Source organism: Chryseobacterium indologenes (assembly GCF_018362995.1).
Taxonomy (GTDB): domain Bacteria; phylum Bacteroidota; class Bacteroidia; order Flavobacteriales; family Weeksellaceae; genus Chryseobacterium; species Chryseobacterium indologenes_G.
On sequence record NZ_CP074372.1, the window covers coordinates 1,433,706 to 1,449,994 of the forward strand.

Here is a 16,289-nt window from a genome sequence, read left to right on the forward strand (position 1 = left end):
TTCTTATTTTGAAGATAATAAAGATTCCAGCTGCTGGCGGTCCATTTTAACATATTGTGCCAAACGTTTTCCATATTCTGAATCTGCCTGATAGAAGTAAGAGATCATTTTAGCCACTACCTTTTTATTGGTAACGCTGTTCAAAGCATCTCCAAGGTTTTTAATCAGGTTATCCTGATCCTTTTTAGAGAAAGACCTGTACAGTTCTCCGGCCTGTTTAAAGTTATTTTCCTTATCTATTTTCGCCTGTACCGATGATGTACCTGCAGGAAAAACAGTCTGAGAATATTTGAATTTTTTGTTATCGGTCACTTCCGGTTTACCTGCTGAAGGCTGATAATTGACTTCACCACTTTGAGGTCTCACAGACATGTACCCGTTTTGATTATATGTTGTCACTTCATTCTTTGATGCATTAACCGGCAATTGCTGAAAATTTCCTCCGATCCTGTGTCTCTGCGTGTCAAAATAAGAGAACAACCTTCCCTGTAGCAGTTTATCTTCTGACGGTTCTATTCCCGGCACAAGAGTTCCCGGAGAAAAAGCAGCCTGCTCTACCTGCTGAAAATAGTTCATCGGATTCTGATTAAGAGTCATGGTTCCTGCTTTCACCGATTTTGCAATAGATTCCGGCCAAATTTTGGTCACATCTACCGGATTGAAATCAAGCTTTTCAAAGTCCTCTTTCTTCAGCATCTGTACGTACAAATCCCACTTCGGAAAATTTTTGTTCTGGATAGCATTGTACAAATCTCTCGTAGCATGTTCTATCTGTGTAGATTGAATTTTATTGGCTTCTTCCTGGGTAAGATTTTTTTCACCTTGCTGAGGAACCCATTTATACTTCACATATGTTAATTCTCCTTTGGCATTGACCCATTTGAAGGCATGTACTCCATTTCCCTGCATTTCCCTGTAGTTGGCAGGAATTCCGTAATCTGAAAATAACCAGGTCAGCATGTGTGTAGCTTCCGGAATATTAACCATAAAATCAAAAACTCTGTTATTATCAGAAGCGTTATTGGTAACCGGAGAGGGTTTAAAAGCATGAACCATATCAGGGAATTTCATGGCATCCCTGATGAAGAATACTGGTAGATTATTACCCACTAAATCATAATTTCCCTGATCAGTATAAAATTTAACCGCGAACCCTCTTGGATCTCTGAAGGTTTCCGGAGATCCCTGCTGATGTACCACTGTAGAAAACCTTACCAATACGGGCGTTTTCTTTCCTGCCTTTGATAAAAAATCAGCCACGGTAACCTCTGAAAAATCAGCATCTGCAACAAATTCACCAATAGCCCCAGCTCCTCTTGCATGCACTACCCTTTCAGGAATTCTTTCTCTGTCAAAAGCTGCCAACTTCTCAATTAAATGAATATCTTCCAGTAAAACCGGTCCGTTATTTCCTGCTGTTTTAGAATTCTGGTTATCTCCTACAGGGCTTCCCGTATTAGTTGTCAGTTGTTGAGAATACAGTGTAGACGTGATAAGAATCCCGGCTAAAAGCACATTTTTTTTCATAATTTTCTTATTTATTGTGGGGCAAATATAGACCGTTGATCTCCTGAAACCTTCTCAATAAATTCAATTCTGAAAATTTACAAAATCTATTAAATCAAACAAAATCAATAGATTTAATCTACTTTATTATAAAAAAAATAAGACTTATAAAATGATAATTAGATCTGATCTGTGACAATTTAATTTGCTGTTCCTGTAGTTTAATATCTACAACTTTGATTATTTATCAGATTAAAGAATTACCTAGTTTTGCAAAAAAACAAATGATAAAAAAAATAATACTAATGGTAATTATCCCAGCAGCAGCTATTTTTCTGGGATTAAAATTCATCAAAATAAGTACTGTTGATCCTCCTATAGTCAATCAGCTTAAAACAAAATTCTCCGGAAATATTGCAGACAGCCCTTTCCAAAAAGAATATCTGAATAAAGACGGAATCGTTGTGTTGAATGTTTGGGCCACATGGTGTAAACCCTGTATCCAGGAAATTCCTACTTTCAAAAAGATAAGTAAAGAGCATCCAAACATAAAGTTTGTTTTTTTATCTATTGATGAAGACCCTGAAAAATTAAAAACTTTTCTCGCTAAGAATACAATAAATGATATTACCCTTCAGAATATGGAATATATGGATGCCATCAAAACCTTTTTAGGTGGAAATGGTCTGTTGGGATATAGTGCCATCCCATTAACTTTTATCATAAAAGACGGAAAAGTAATTGATAAAAATGTAGGCAGCATAGATTACACGGAGTTTACCACTCAACTGAAAGAACTACAATAAAACTCATCATTTAATCTAAAAATATAACATTCATATTAACTAACCGCTGGAAACCTGAGGATTACGGATGTTGAACAGCGGTTATATAAGATAGGTGTACAGCTTATCTTTTTTAAGATCCCATCCACAATTAAAAATATCTTATTTTTTTTGAGATGCTTCCGGGCGGCAAATATTGAGACTTTTCATAATTTTTTTTAAAAAAATAGAAAAAAATAATTCAAAATAATGGGACTTTGAATCTTTTTTCAATACATTTGCGGCTTGATTATCTCATTAATTTGAGTTTCATGGTTATTAGTTTTTATCCCCAGGACTTACTGGGGATTTTTTATTTAAACCAATGCCTGCCCAACTCTGCTCCAGCAGCGCTCCAAAGACCTGATTAAGGAAAACCAATTTCTCACATTAAACCATTCATTTGCAATCTGATAGAATATAAAAAAATCCATTTCCGGAAAATTCCGGAAATGGACACCACTTATCATCATCCAAATCACAACTAAACTATGAACAGGGAAGCAATAGTTTGTGCATCGCTGCCACTTAATATTTCATCATAAGCCGCAGAACCGGCTGCCACTCCAAATAGAGTTCCTGTATTATAACCTGCCTGGTTTACATTGTCTTCTCCGGCATACACAGGATTGGTTGCGGATGGCATACTTCCTCCGTCTGCAAGCTCAATCCACCCTTTATTGGCTCTCATTCTTCTTACCTGTGAAGCATGTCTGGCTTCAACAGAGTGAATCTGTAATGCTGCCTGAAGCACTACTTTATTGGACATTACATTTCCCGCCTGCCCTTTATAAGCTCTTACTCCCGTATCTTCAAAAGCCTGGGCAAGAATAAGAAACTGGCTATAATCTGTAAAAGGTGAAAAATTTCCGCTGGCTGTAAAGTCAAAGGTTGGTTTATTTCCCGGCGTTGTTCCCAGAGAAGTCAGTGTACTTTTCAGAAAGCTGACATGAGCTGATTCGTGTTTTGAGATCTGCATAAAAACAGTTCTGTCTCCGGTGGGAATCAATCCTGGTGTGGATAATCCTATACTGTAGTATTCATTTTCAAGATATTCCAGAACCAATGCCAGTTGTAAGGCATCGGTCAGGGTACTTTTTAAAGCATAACCGGTTAAATTCGTTTTCGTAGTTTCCGCTTTGGCAGAAGTGGCCATTAAAGTTCCCAATCCAAGCGGTATAGCTGCAGTAGCTGCCTTTTTCCCGAATAATGACATATTCGTAATGGTCTCCAGTCTTGAAGCTTCTGTAGTGAAAAATTTATCATGAGAAAGCTTATCCAGTAATCTAAGAATATTCATAATGTAATTTTTTAAGGTGAATGATTAGTTAATGCCTCTTTCCTTCCAGGTAAAAGGTGTTTTGATAAACGCTCCGGCAGCCATTACGATATCTTTAGGCTCTTTTGCCAGGTCAAGTCCGTTGGCATCTATCACATCATCTCCTGAAAAATCAGCAGATCCCGGATTGATTAAATTTCTGATGGCAGAAGCATGTCTGGCTTCCACCGAAACTATTTTACCGGCAATCACCAGATAAGCAGGATTGGAAATATATTTTCCGGCTCCATTATAAGCTGCCACACCAGTGTCTTCCAGTGCTTTTGCTGTAGCTAAAACTGAATTACGGTCGTTAAAATTCACATTAGGATACTGGAATTCAAGCTTAGGAAGCACATGGTCTGTAGCACCGCTGATGGCTGCTTTAAAGAAATCCCTGTGAATGACTTCATGATGGTAGAGGTCTGTAAAAACCTGTTTTTCAATACTGGAAATTCCTGTATAGAAATTGTTTACCACTTTGGTATAGAAGTCAGCTTCCAGCTGTTCGAGTGCATAGGCGTAATTTAATACTCCTACATCACCTGTTCCCAAATCATATTTGGATTCCTCCATGATCTGAAAATCATCATTGTCATCACAGCCAATTATAGTAAGGCCTGCGATGGCTAATCCTACTCCACTTAATTTTAAAAAGTTTCGTCTGCTGGTATCAAGGGTAGCACCCTGATTAGAAACCTGAATTGTCTTTTTCATACTATTAATTTTTTTAGTGTTCGGATAAATAAAAAGAAAGAAAACAGCATACTGAATATGCTGTTGGAAATCTTACAATTTGTTATGGCATTAAAACCGTATCTATTACATGAATTACTCCGTTAGACTGGTTCACGTCTGCAATAGTCACTTTAGCACTATTCCCTTTTGCATCTTTTATGTAAAGGTCTTTTCCTTTAGTCCAGAAAGTAAGTTCTTCTCCCTGCACCGTTTTCATCATGCTTTTTCCGTTACCGGCTTTTACAGCAGCCCAGATTTCTTTTGCACTGTATTTTCCCGGCAAAACATGGTAAGTCAAAATGCTGGTAAGCGTAGCTTTGTTTTCAGGTTTTACAAGATTTTCCACTGTTCCTTTCGGAAGTTTTGCAAAGGCAGCATCTGTGGGTGCCAATACAGTAAAGGGTCCTGCTCCCTGTAATGTTTCTACCAGGCCGGCAGCTTTCACTGCAGCAACCAGGGTTTTGTGATCTTTGGAGTTGACTGCGTTTTCAATAATGTTTTTGGATGGATACATCGGTGCTCCTCCCACCATTACTGTTTTTTCTTTCATCGTTTGTGCTGTTACCTTCCCGCTAAAAGCAAATGATAAAACGACCATTGCCAAGACTGTGATTTTCGATTGTGTGTTCATTGCGTTATTTTTTAATTAATTATAAATAATTGTGTGTTTAATGTCATTTACGAGGTTGGTTTTATTTTAGATTGAAAAAAGCAAAATTTATTTTCAACTTACTGCAAATCAGTTTATTATTTTTTAATTGGAATAAATTCAAGACATACAGAGTTCATACAGAACCGTTTTCCTGTAGGTTTCGGGCCATCATCAAAGACGTGTCCCAGATGAGAATCGCATCTTCCGCACAGTACTTCTGTACGTTCCATGTGATAAGAGGTATCTTTTCTGTATTTAACGCTGTTTTTACGGATAGGCTGATAAAAAGACGGCCATCCGCAGGTGGTAGCAAATTTTGAAGTTGAAATAAAAAGAGGATTCCCACATACTGCACAATAGTAAGTTCCTTTTTCATCAAATTCATAATACTTTCCGGTAAAAGCGGTTTCTGTAGCTCCCTCTCTGGCCACCTGATAGAGTTCGGGTTTTAAAATCTTTTTCCATTCATTATTGCTTACTTTCAGTATGTTTTGTGCAGTGTGTGAGTAATATGGATTTTTACTTTTAAAAAGAGTGCTTTGTGCGTGATAAGTCCCGAAAGATAAGGCAATGCAAAAAGCAAGTATTGTTTTTGAAAATTGTGTTTTCATATTGACTATTTTTAAATTATTTTCTTATTATCATGTACGAAATAAAAGTTGTTGTAGATTTTGTTGGGAATTTGTTTTATTTTATTACATTTGACTAGAAAAATAAACGCTATTAAAACAACCTATTCGGAAGAGGAACTTATCGTTTTATTAAAAGAAAAAAACGAAACCGGTTTTCATTATCTGTATGACCACTATTCCGGTGCGCTGTACGGAATCATTCTCCGGATCGTTCAGTCTAAAGAATACACTGAAGAAGTGATTCAGGATGTTTTTGTTAAAATATGGAACTCTATCCATCAGTACGACGCTTCCAAAGGGAGGTTTTATACCTGGATCATCAATATTGCAAGGAATACGGCTATTGATTATTTAAAATCCAAAGGATTCCAGAACGAGCTTAAAAACCAACCACTTCCGGATTTCGTATATAATACTACAGAACTTTCAACGGTTAATAATTCCTCTGATTATATTGGATTTACCAATGTGCTTGAAGGGCTGGAAACGGACAAGCAGGAACTTATAAATCTTGCTTATTATCAAGGATATACCCAGCATGAAATCTCCGAAAAGCTGAAGATACCGCTGGGAACCGTGAAAACGAAAATGCGTAATGCACTGATGAAATTAAGAGATTTGCTAAAAGATTATCAATAAAATAAATTGAACACAAAAGAATACATATCATCCGGAATTATAGAATCTTATATTCTAGGCCATGCTTCTCCTGAGGAAGCGGGGATTTTGGAGTGTGTGATGAAGAATAATGCTGAAGTAAAAGCTGCTTTTGAAGAAGCACAAAAAACTTTGGAACATCTTGCTACCGCTCAGGCTGTAACACCTCCAAGTGATTTGAAATCTAAGATCTGGAATAAAATTCAGCAGGAACAGACTGTTGAAGAGGTAATTCCTTCTGTTTCTACAAATATTCCTGAAACAAAAGATCACAGAGAAGCTACAGAAAGAGTAATTATTAAGGAAAATACACAATGGAAAACGTATGCAATAGCGGCTTCTGTATTATTCCTGATCAGTGTTGCCGGAAATTTGTTTATGGTGAATACACAGTCATCTGATAAAAAGGAAATGGCTTTGCTGGCTGCAGAAAAGCAAGCTCAGGATCAGGCAATGGAAAAAATGAACCGTAAAATTGATATGTTCTCCAATCCTGATATGCAGATGGTAATGCTGAATGGGGTTGAAAAGCATACGGATTCTAAAGCAATGGTCTTCTGGGATAAGAAAACAAAAGAAGTCTATCTGAATGCGGAAAAACTTCCTAAAGCTCCTGCAGGAATGCAATATCAGCTTTGGGCTATCGAAGACGGACAACCTGTAAGTGCAGGAATGTATACCGAAGATAAGGACAGCAGAATTGCACTGGCCAATATTCCCAATGCTCAGGCTTTTGCCATTACCCTTGAAAAAGAAGGCGGAAGTAAAGTGCCTACCATGGAGAATATGTTTGTAATGGGTAAAATTTAAAATACTTCATCAATTCCCAAAGTTTACAAAATGAGGAACATCTGTTGCAAAATTATTCATTGGTAACAGATTATTTCTATTACTGTTAAAATCAAAAACCGAGTTATTATCAAACGGAACCCGTGGGTAATACATGAAAGAAATCTGAATTCTGTTGAAAACCAGGTACGGATTATTAATCAATACCCCAATCCCAATTTTTGTATTTGCTTTTGTTTTCAATAGTCTATCATCAGGCATTCCCAGCCATCCCACTGCAGTGGTTAAGTAAGGACTGAAGTGGAAATTCTTCCAAGTTTTATTAATAAACAATTGAAGCTGATATCTTAAAACCAGTTTTTTAGTCCCGATATAATCTGAATTGTAAACAGGAAACTCATCTGTGGAAGAAAGATTGATCCTGTCTTTATAAGAATAATTATGCTGTGGATTTCCTAAGGCAATCGTCGGAGAAAAGAAGTGTCTTACTTTGGCAAATTTCCAATCCATAAGATTCGTAAAGTATGTTCCATCCACACGGAAAGACTCGCGATTTTGGCTGTCTTCATTAAAAAACCTTCCAAACTGTCCTTTCACAGTAAAGTACCCCAATTTTGTAAAGGTACCATAAGAAGCAGAAATTCCCATATACGGGTTCACTTCTTTATTTCTAGATAAGCCTCCCGCAATAATGTTCACCGAATTACCATACGCAACATCTTCCGGCAAATCATATTGAAAAATATTTCTCTGAACCGAAAAGTTTCTGTGGATAAACCCAACAGACATCAGAAAACTGTTGTATGAACTAAAATATTTATACTGGTCTATCCCCGGACTGTCTTTATACTGATAATTCTGAAATCGTCCTATTATCGCAATATTACTGGATACTCTTTCGCTGGGATCCGCTGAAACGGGAATCTGATAACCACCCCACAAATCCTGGCTGTACACTTTGATCTGAACTTCCGGAAATGCAGTATCGGTTTCTGTGGGAAGTAAAACCTTCCGCTTAAAATATTCAAATGTAAAACCACCCGCCCATCTCGTTAAAGGTGAGAAAAAGTCTCTTCTTAAGCTGAAATTAATTCTTTCATTTTTTGAAAAATCCCTTTCCCCAAGAAGCTGGGCATTGATATATGTCCCTAAAAGGTTATAGGTTGTATAGCTTCCCAAAAGATAATCCTGCTTTTCTTTGGAATCGTTTCTGTAAAGGAAATCAAGGGTATGGCCTAATCCCAGTACATTTTCTTCGGTAACTCCGAGACCGATTTTACTTCCGGAATAGCTGATTCTCGGTTTCAGACTCCAGGAATCCAGAACTTTTACCACAACATCAATAGAATCTTTGCTGGAAGTACTGTCGGAAACACTGATATTCACCCTGTTGACAAATGGCATTGCTCTAAGCAAACGCTCGGATTCATAAAGTTTCTGGGCATTATATTCTTCCCCTTCTTCAAAAAGTAAATAATTATTAACGGTAGAATTTCTTGTATTGGCATGAAGATGATCTGCCACCCAATCATACCATCTGGCTTTTTCTTTAGTATCTTTAGAGCCGTATCCAAAAGGATCAATGGTTTCGATCCTGATTTTTCTGATGTACTTTTTGTTGTAAGCTTCCTGCGACAGTTTTTCTGTCCTGGATTTCACGGAAGTAGAATCCGGCTCTCTACGAAATATAAGGCGGTGAATGAATTTGGTAACCTTTCTCTTATCCGAAAATTCTTCTATTTTGTAATACAGCGAGTCTTTCTTCTCCTGTGCATGTAAAAAGAAAAAACCACTTAAAAAGAAAATCAGAGTTACAGCGATTCTAGTCATTAGTCATCAAAATTCAGTTCAGTTTGTAGTATCAATTTATACGCCAACAGGTCTTTAAAACAGGCAAAAATTAAGATTTTTATTTAATATTTAAATCTAAGTCAAGATTATCATTTCAATTTTTCAATTAAAATTGATGAATATAATTCAGCACTGAAAATTTTTTCCTTTTTTTGAATCGTATCAGCCTTAGCACATGTTACGGAATACCGTAATTGTATAGACGATAAAATGATTTTATTTGCAAAAAAAAATTTATGAAAAAAATACTATTAATTCTATTCTGTAGTCTTTATTGTTTTATCTATTCACAAGAAACCCCAAAGTATGTTTATGCAGAAATTGTTGGAACCTCTAAATTTTTGAGTAAAAAAGTAACTGTAGAAATCGATTACGGTCAGGCAACAAGCTTTTGGGAAAGCAATAGAATGAAAAATCAAGATGGATCTAATAAAGAATTCAACTCTATGGTTGATGCTATGAATTATATGGGATCTTTGGGATGGGATTTTGAGCAAGCATATGTGGTAACAATCGGCCAGCAAAATGTCTACCATTGGCTAATGAGAAAAGAGTATGCTGAGCTTGATGCCGATATTAAAGAAGAGTTAAAAAAATCTTTTCCTACAAAACGTGACCTAAAAAATTAAGTTTGAAATAATCGCTAACAAGCACCAAAATACAATAACGAAAAGCCTCTCAAAGAGAATGCTAAAACCAAGATCGTTTTATTTGTGTCCAGGATGTCGGCTGAAAAGCTAACTTAAATCATGAAAACAAAAGGATTTTAATACATTTTTTTTGTTATTTTTACTCATTATAAATAAAAATAAGATATGAGAAAAGTTATATTCTCGGGAATAGCGGTTATTGGAGGTTTCCTAACAACAAGTGCACAGTGTAAACCGGTAGCAACCCTTGCAGAAAATTTTGACAGCTGGAAAGATATTAATAAATGCTGGACTGCCCAGCCAGGAAAAGCCATGTTGTATGCGAGTGATAAAAGAGTTATTTTTTACTCAATGAACAACCCGGGAGAAAATATGTATCTGGTAACTCCGGAAATAAAAGCCGGAACCTATACCCTTTCTGTTGATCTTTCAGATAACGGAGGGGAAACAACATTAGAACTTTTCTCAATAAACAGTCCTTCTGATGCAAAATCTTATGTTTCCATCACTAAGCCCTCAAAGATAACAGGAGATAAAAAAACATATACCATTTCTTTGAAAAAAGACTCACACCTGGGGCTGAAAGTTCTACTGAATGGGGTACATCAGGCTGTTTATATGGATAATCTATCTTTAACTCCAAAGAAATAAACCGGTATTATCACGAATTATTTAACTTTTGTTTCCGCTCTACAAAATCTTCAGATTTAAATTAGAATACAAAGGTTAGATGAACAAAAAAAGAAGCTGCCTCCAACATTTGACAATAGGAGGCAGCCTCTAAAAGTGATTGCTGAAGTAAATTCAAACGCGTTACTAAACACAGATGAACAGAATTGGTGTAATTTGTTCCTTAATGAAGGTTATTGCGTAATTATTCCGTATTCTGGTTTAGGAAATTCACCTGGAGTTTTTGTATCTGGTGGAATTGCCTTATGATACCATGCTGCCAATCCTGAGATAATCATGGGCAGGGATATTGTAAAACAGGAACTTCTTGTTTCATCTTTAAAATTTAAAAGTTATTTTAAATTAATATTATTTACAGACTTTTATTTGCTGCATGATCTTCAGGCCAGGCAAAACCGACTCCTCCATGCTTATATCTGTTTGTTTCCAGATAAAAAGTGTTAACTCCCTGCAGCCCAACACCGGCATAATAAACAAACTTGTCAACGTGTTCCTGATATTCACCGAATTCCCGATATTCTTTATGCAAGCCATTCAGACTGGCAAGTTCTTCATTATGAATACGCAAAGCCTCTGCACAAGCATCTTCCAAAGAAAGATGATACTCCTGCTGCAATACAAAAACCAGATTAAAGACCTCTGTTCCTTTCGCCATTTCTTTTGGCAGGGAGTGAAGATCATTTTGCCAGGCAACTACCAGAGTCATATGGGAAATCATTTTTTGTACTACTATATGCTCAAATATGTGTTCCGGCAGGACAAGCCCTGATTCAATCTCACCAAAGATCAGATAAGGACGCATCAGAACAGAATATTCTCTAATGGTTTTGTAAAGATTCAGTGATGGTGGGCGATGGGCTATTTTGTATGGATACTCCAATTCTATTCCGTATCTGAAAGATTGATAAAAATAGTAAACAAACCGTTCAAACCATAAATCTGGCATCAAAGCACGAAATTCATCCCGGATCATGGCCATATGATGATAGAGAGCATTTTCCTCTGGCATGGCGTGAGCGCCCCTGAGAATATCTGTACAGCGGATTCTTAGCTTCTGGATCTCTTCAAGGGACGAATGCTCCACCTGGTCATCGAGAGCAACATATTGAAGCATGAATCTATTGCATGGAATAGCCTGCTCATAAGTTAAGTGCGGCCACATACGTGCTGTACACATATGAAGTTCCATTTTTTTATAAATTTTCCGTTGTTTTTCTGTCAGAAAAGTATAATCATTATCAATCCAGCCATCCATATCTTTCCCCATTTGTTCGGCATGTGGATTTATAAGATCGGGCCATGGGTAACATCCCCGTGGTAAGTAATCTGCACTATTAAATTGTTCTGGTGTCATTTTATCTGTATTTTAAAATTATTGTACTTAAATAAACATCATCTGTTTAATGAAATGTCATAGTACTTGTTCAATTTTATTGAAATTGGTTGTGTCCCAATGTTTCTTTTAATTCAGAAACACTTGGAAAGTCTGTTTTGTTATAACGGTCAAGCTTAGTGGATATATTTTTCCAGCCGCTCAGTACCATACTCATATAGTGTACCCAATTGACCACAGCCTCATGCCACACACCAAAGTCAGGAAGTGAGGACTGGAGGGTTACAAATTCTTTCAGATCTTCATTATGGAGGCGCAGATCTTCCAGGCAGGCTTCCTCTAGTGAGACCCTGCGCTCATTCTGGATAACCTTCACAATGTTATAATAGATACTATCCGTAGCTTCATCTTTTACGACTGACTGAACTTCATTGAAAAAAGTTACCAGATGACAGGCAAGTGCCTGAAGACGACGGATCACCGGATGGTCATGAATTTCCGGAGGCAGCGTAATACCGGTTTCAACCTCAGTAAGCTGCAGGAAAGGATACAGGCAGATTGAATCTTCCCTTAAGACAATGCACTCCTCTGTTGTAGGGAATATCTTATTCTTTTTGTATTCCTGTTCTTTTTTAAGGCCGTTAAAATATCTGCTGATCATCCGTGTGAAACGATGCATTGATTCCTCAGGGATAAACTGAAGCAATTCCTGTCTTAATGAGCCCAGCATAGAAGCCAAAGGTATCGTAGACTGAGAAGCAGAGATTCCACCATTCAATATAGCAATTGATTGAGCATGCACATCATCAATATCATCAGGCTTACTTTCTTCATACAGATCATCATTGTAGAGTGTCCAAAGCATCAGCCTGCAGATAGGCCGGAAACGTTCAGCAGAAGCAGTAGGAAACCATTGAGCAGCAATGTGGGCCGTTTTGGTTTTTTTGTACTTTTTACGCAGATCAGGATTATTCTGATACAGCCACATATATTCCCCATCAATCCATTGATTTTCGGTGATGTCCTGCAACTGATCTGCATGAGGATTCTTTAAGGTTGGGAACGGATACCTGAACTTCGTACGAAGAAGCTCAAGAGGGTTAAAATTTTCATTACTCATGATTGTATGTTTTAATGGTTTTTACCTTTTACAGTATAATAGTTTTATTAAAATATATGGTACTTCATAAAGAAAGCAACCCTACTTTAAAAACATATCATACTAAATCCCAATAAGATACATTCATGAACAAGGAAATAAATGTACAAATTAATTTTATTAAATCATATAGAATTTTACCAGATGGCTTAACAAATCATAACCAATTGAAAATCAATAAAATAAAAACAAATTCCAATGATAACTCAAATTCATAATACAGATTACCAGACATTTAACGTTAAAAAAAATGAAGATTGTTGATCCGTTTTATCTACAATAATGAAATTACTCATCACCTTTTATAGTGTAAACAACTAAATAGCAGGGCTATCAATCAAATTGCTTTTATATTTCCTGATCTTCGTCTCATCAATCAGCATTTTAATATCTTCAGGAAAATTTTTTGCGATAGCCCTACCATAAATCAAATACCAGAAAGGAGATAAAATACCATGCATAGAAAGGGTAACAATAATTTCCACATCATCTTCCAGTTTTACATGATAATAAGAAATAAACAAATTGCTTAATGGAAATACCAGCAGATAAACCATTTTTTTCCCCATGTCATCTTTGTTAAAAACAACCATACCAGATTGTGGAAGTATTTTGCTTCTGTTCTTCATGTTAATTCCATTTCCGGAGGAAAAGCAACCATCTTTTGAGGAATATTCTATATTGAAATCCCAATGATCCCACTTCCCTATTTCCATGATAAGCTGCCACATGTCATCAAGGGAAATTTTATTGGAAAATGATGAATACACGTTATCATCCATTTGCATTGATTTTTGTTTAAAATATAATTTCTGCCTGCCGCGAACTTATTTTTCGGGATGGCCGGATAATAAGCCTCAGCGGCTGATCTTTTGTAAAATAGGCTACACTCCAGTTGTAAAAGGTCTTAAGACGGTTTCTGTAATTGATGAGTGACATCAGATGCACAAATATCCATAAGAACCATGCGGTAAATCCTTTAAAATGTCTGTCTGAAGGTAAATCTGCAACGGCTTTATTCCTTCCTATAATCGCCATTGATCCTTTATCATTGTAGGTGAAAGGAATTCCGGGTAATCCAAGAGTCATTCTTTTAAAATTTTCTCCAAGGTTTTTCGCTTGCTGTATAGCAGGCTGGGCCATTTGAGGATGCCCGCCAGGAAAGTTTTGATCCTGCTGATATAAACAGATATCACCAATAGCATAAACTTCATTTAAACCCGTTACAGCATTCAGTTCATTTACCAAAAGTCTGTTTCCTCTTCCGTATGACGTTTTGGGAATTCCTTCGATTATACTTCCTTGTACTCCTGCTGCCCAGATCAGGTTCTTACTTGATATTGAAGTTCCGTCTTTTAATTTAACTTCTTCTCCGTCAAAATCTGTTATCTGTGCATTTAACTTAATTTTTACGCCTAATTTTTCCAGCGATTGATAAGTATAGGTTTGGGATTTTTCACTCATAGGAGCAAGAAGTGATTTTCCGCCATCAACCAGATAAATGTCCTGAAGCTTTTCAAATTGCTTTAATTCCGGGTATTCTTTTTTAAACAAAAACTGCCTTACTTCTGCCAGCATTCCTGCAATTTCCACTCCTGTTGGTCCACCACCGGCAACCACTATGGATAACATTCTTTTTTGCTCTTCTTCATCTTTTAATTTTACTGCATTTTCCAATCTTTGAAGGATAATATTTCTCATATTAAGAGCATCATCTAAGGTTTTCATGGGGATTGCATTTTTTTCAATATTTTCCATTCCAAAATAATTGACCACGGTTCCAGTAGCAAAAACCAGATAGTCATAGCTAAGCTCACCATTGGATAAGAGAATCTTCTTTTCATCTGAAATCAATTCCCGGAATTCTCCCATCCAGAAACTAAAGTTATGGTATACGCTAAACAGTTTTCTAAAAGGAAAGCTTATACTGGAAGGCTCCAGAACCGAAGTGGCAACCTGATAAATCAAAGGAGGGAAGAAGTTATAATTATTCTTATCCACCAGTGTTATATGATAATCGGGATGATTGGCAAGAGATCTGATGAGATTGATCCCTGCAAATCCACCACCAATGATTACGATATGTTTACTTCTTTTCGTCATGTAAAATTTCTTTTCAATTAATACTCTCCTATTGCTTTTTTATAAGCGGCTTCATTGATCCTGTATTCTGTCTGTGCATCAATAATATCAGTATTCGCCTGCTGCCAGAGAACCTGAGCTTTTAAAACTTCTTCTCCGATAACCGTACCTGCATCAAAACGATCCTGATTCAGCCTTAGGTTTTCTTCTGCCTGTTTTTTTGATTTTTCTGCCAATTCAATTTTTTTCACAGATTGATTGAGGGACAACCATGCGCTTTGTGCCTCCAGTTCAAGCATTTCTTTGGTTTCTTCCAATTCGTTTTTCTGCGCCTGGGTTTTATAATATTGTTCTTTTACTTTCTGTTTTCTGGCTCCCCAGTCGTAGATAGGAACGTTTACAGAAAGAACTCCCACAAAACCTTTTACATGATCTTTTCCGTTGACCGGGTTGGCATGTTTACCCAATCCGGCAAAACCATATCCTGAGAGCGCAACTGTCGGTTTACGGTCTCCTTCCAGTAGCTTTTCCTGAATCTCATTCACCGATACTGATTTTGATAAAATTGAGACTTCCGGTCTCTTTTCAATTGAATTTTTAATATCAGCCTGACCAACCAAACCAAAATTACCATCAAGGGTATTGTCTATATCAAAATCCGGGTCTGTACTTCCGATAAGCTGGGCAAGATTTAATTTAGCCAGCGTTAATCCGTCATTGGCCTTGGTAAGATTAAGCTCAGCTTCATTAAGCTGGACTTCCACCTTCAACAGATCGTTTTTATACGTAAGGCCGGCATCATATACATTTTTCAGGTCTTTTCTCAATGAGTTCAGCAGGCGGATGTATTCTTTTGCCAGCGCTACTTTATTTTTCACATTAATAATCTGCCAGTAAGCGGTTTCAGCCTTTAGCAATACCTCATCTTCCGTAAGGTTTTTCTGATCTTTCTGAATATCCACTAAAACAGATCTCAATGCATTTGCATTTTTAACTTTTCCACCTGCATACAATACCTGAGTAACCGATAATGAGGCATTTCCCATTACTTCAGGAAAAAAAGCAGTGAGAGGTTCTGTAAAATAAGTTCCCATAACACTTCCTTCCAGCGTAGGTTTATTGGCAGCCTCTGCAGCAGCTTTTGCAGCCAACGCTGATTCTATATTATTCTGTGCTTTTTTAAGCTTTTTATTGTTTTGAATAACTAAAGATTTGATTTCTTCTAATCTTAGTTTTCTTTCTTGTGCCTTTACTGCTATAATTTGTCCAGAAACTATCAGAAAGACGAGCAAGATTTTTTTTATATTCATTGGTTTAAATTTAATTTTGAAAATCTGCCCCACACCTGTTGTATCCGGCTATTTTCCAACAGGAAATGAGGCAGACTGAAAATAAAAGGAATCTTTAA

At 36.7% G+C, this 16,289-nt stretch carries 16 protein-coding genes; 5 read left to right on the forward strand and 11 right to left on the reverse strand.

The genetic code is table 11. The annotated features are described in order from the left end of the window. Positions 1–3: 3 nt before the first annotated feature. On the reverse strand, positions 4–1,527 hold the full coding sequence (locus DYR29_RS06510; RefSeq protein WP_213279799.1) for a catalase: 1,524 nt from the start codon (positions 1,525–1,527) through the stop codon (positions 4–6). Between the two features lie 284 nt (positions 1,528–1,811). Here DYR29_RS06510 and DYR29_RS06515 point away from each other — a divergent pair, with 284 nt between their 5' ends. After that, positions 1,812–2,312 carry a TlpA family protein disulfide reductase gene (locus tag DYR29_RS06515; RefSeq protein ID WP_213279800.1) on the forward strand — a complete coding sequence of 167 codons (501 nt, stop codon included), beginning with the start codon at positions 1,812–1,814 and terminating at the stop codon, positions 2,310–2,312. Between the two features lie 502 nt (positions 2,313–2,814). Here DYR29_RS06515 and DYR29_RS06520 read toward each other — a convergent pair. From DYR29_RS06520 to msrB, 4 genes are all read right to left on the reverse strand, one after another. After that, on the reverse strand, positions 2,815–3,630 hold the full coding sequence (locus tag DYR29_RS06520) for a ferritin-like domain-containing protein (RefSeq protein WP_213279801.1): 816 nt from the start codon (positions 3,628–3,630) through the stop codon (positions 2,815–2,817). Positions 3,631–3,654: 24 nt separating this feature from the next. Next, positions 3,655–4,365 (reverse strand): ferritin-like domain-containing protein, encoded by a 711-nt coding sequence (locus DYR29_RS06525; RefSeq protein ID WP_142718147.1) that lies wholly within the window; start codon positions 4,363–4,365, stop codon positions 3,655–3,657. Positions 4,366–4,447: 82 nt separating this feature from the next. Next, positions 4,448–5,017 (reverse strand): fasciclin domain-containing protein, encoded by a 570-nt coding sequence (locus tag DYR29_RS06530; RefSeq protein ID WP_213279802.1) that lies wholly within the window; start codon positions 5,015–5,017, stop codon positions 4,448–4,450. A 116-nt stretch (positions 5,018–5,133) separates the two neighbouring features. Then, on the reverse strand, positions 5,134–5,649 hold the full coding sequence (gene msrB, locus DYR29_RS06535; RefSeq protein WP_213279803.1) for a peptide-methionine (R)-S-oxide reductase MsrB: 516 nt from the start codon (positions 5,647–5,649) through the stop codon (positions 5,134–5,136). Positions 5,650–5,739: 90 nt separating this feature from the next. Between msrB and DYR29_RS06540 the strand changes: the two genes are divergently transcribed. Both DYR29_RS06540 and DYR29_RS06545 read left to right on the forward strand, forming a co-directional pair. Next, positions 5,740–6,309, forward strand: coding sequence for an RNA polymerase sigma factor (locus DYR29_RS06540; protein ID WP_249413633.1), 570 nt, complete (start codon positions 5,740–5,742; stop codon positions 6,307–6,309). 6 nt (positions 6,310–6,315) lie between these two features. Continuing rightward, the gene (locus tag DYR29_RS06545; protein WP_213279804.1) at positions 6,316–7,137 is read left to right on the forward strand and encodes an anti-sigma factor; all 822 of its coding nucleotides are present in this window, start codon (positions 6,316–6,318) and stop codon (positions 7,135–7,137) included. 9 nt (positions 7,138–7,146) lie between these two features. On the opposite strand, the gene DYR29_RS06550 is transcribed toward DYR29_RS06545, so the two are convergent. Further along, entirely contained in the window at positions 7,147–8,946 is a 1,800-nt protein-coding gene (locus DYR29_RS06550) for a hypothetical protein (protein WP_213279805.1), read from the reverse strand. Between the two features lie 257 nt (positions 8,947–9,203). On the opposite strand from DYR29_RS06550, the gene DYR29_RS06555 reads away from it, so the two are divergent. Both DYR29_RS06555 and DYR29_RS06560 read left to right on the forward strand, forming a co-directional pair. Beyond that, positions 9,204–9,596 (forward strand): hypothetical protein, encoded by a 393-nt coding sequence (locus DYR29_RS06555; RefSeq protein ID WP_213279806.1) that lies wholly within the window; start codon positions 9,204–9,206, stop codon positions 9,594–9,596. Between the two features lie 186 nt (positions 9,597–9,782). Then, a complete protein-coding gene (locus tag DYR29_RS06560) occupies positions 9,783–10,268 on the forward strand; it encodes a hypothetical protein (protein WP_213279807.1) in 486 nt (161 codons plus the stop codon). A 391-nt stretch (positions 10,269–10,659) separates the two neighbouring features. Here DYR29_RS06560 and DYR29_RS06565 read toward each other — a convergent pair whose 3' ends face one another. The 5 genes from DYR29_RS06565 to DYR29_RS06585 all read right to left on the reverse strand — a co-directional run bounded on the left by DYR29_RS06565 (position 10,660) and on the right by DYR29_RS06585 (position 16,191). Continuing rightward, positions 10,660–11,574 (reverse strand): terpene synthase family protein, encoded by a 915-nt coding sequence (locus DYR29_RS06565; protein WP_213279808.1) that lies wholly within the window; start codon positions 11,572–11,574, stop codon positions 10,660–10,662. Between the two features lie 163 nt (positions 11,575–11,737). Further along, positions 11,738–12,760 carry a terpene synthase family protein gene (locus DYR29_RS06570; RefSeq protein WP_213279809.1) on the reverse strand — a complete coding sequence of 341 codons (1,023 nt, stop codon included), beginning with the start codon at positions 12,758–12,760 and terminating at the stop codon, positions 11,738–11,740. A gap of 356 nt (positions 12,761–13,116) precedes the next feature. Next, positions 13,117–13,581 carry a hypothetical protein gene (locus DYR29_RS06575; RefSeq protein WP_213279810.1) on the reverse strand — a complete coding sequence of 155 codons (465 nt, stop codon included), beginning with the start codon at positions 13,579–13,581 and terminating at the stop codon, positions 13,117–13,119. 16 nt (positions 13,582–13,597) lie between these two features. Then, entirely contained in the window at positions 13,598–14,902 is a 1,305-nt protein-coding gene (locus tag DYR29_RS06580; RefSeq protein WP_213279811.1) for an NAD(P)/FAD-dependent oxidoreductase, read from the reverse strand. A 17-nt stretch (positions 14,903–14,919) separates the two neighbouring features. Beyond that, positions 14,920–16,191, reverse strand: a complete 1,272-nt coding sequence (locus tag DYR29_RS06585; RefSeq protein ID WP_213279812.1) for a TolC family protein — start codon at positions 16,189–16,191, stop codon at positions 14,920–14,922. Positions 16,192–16,289: the final 98 nt, after the last annotated feature.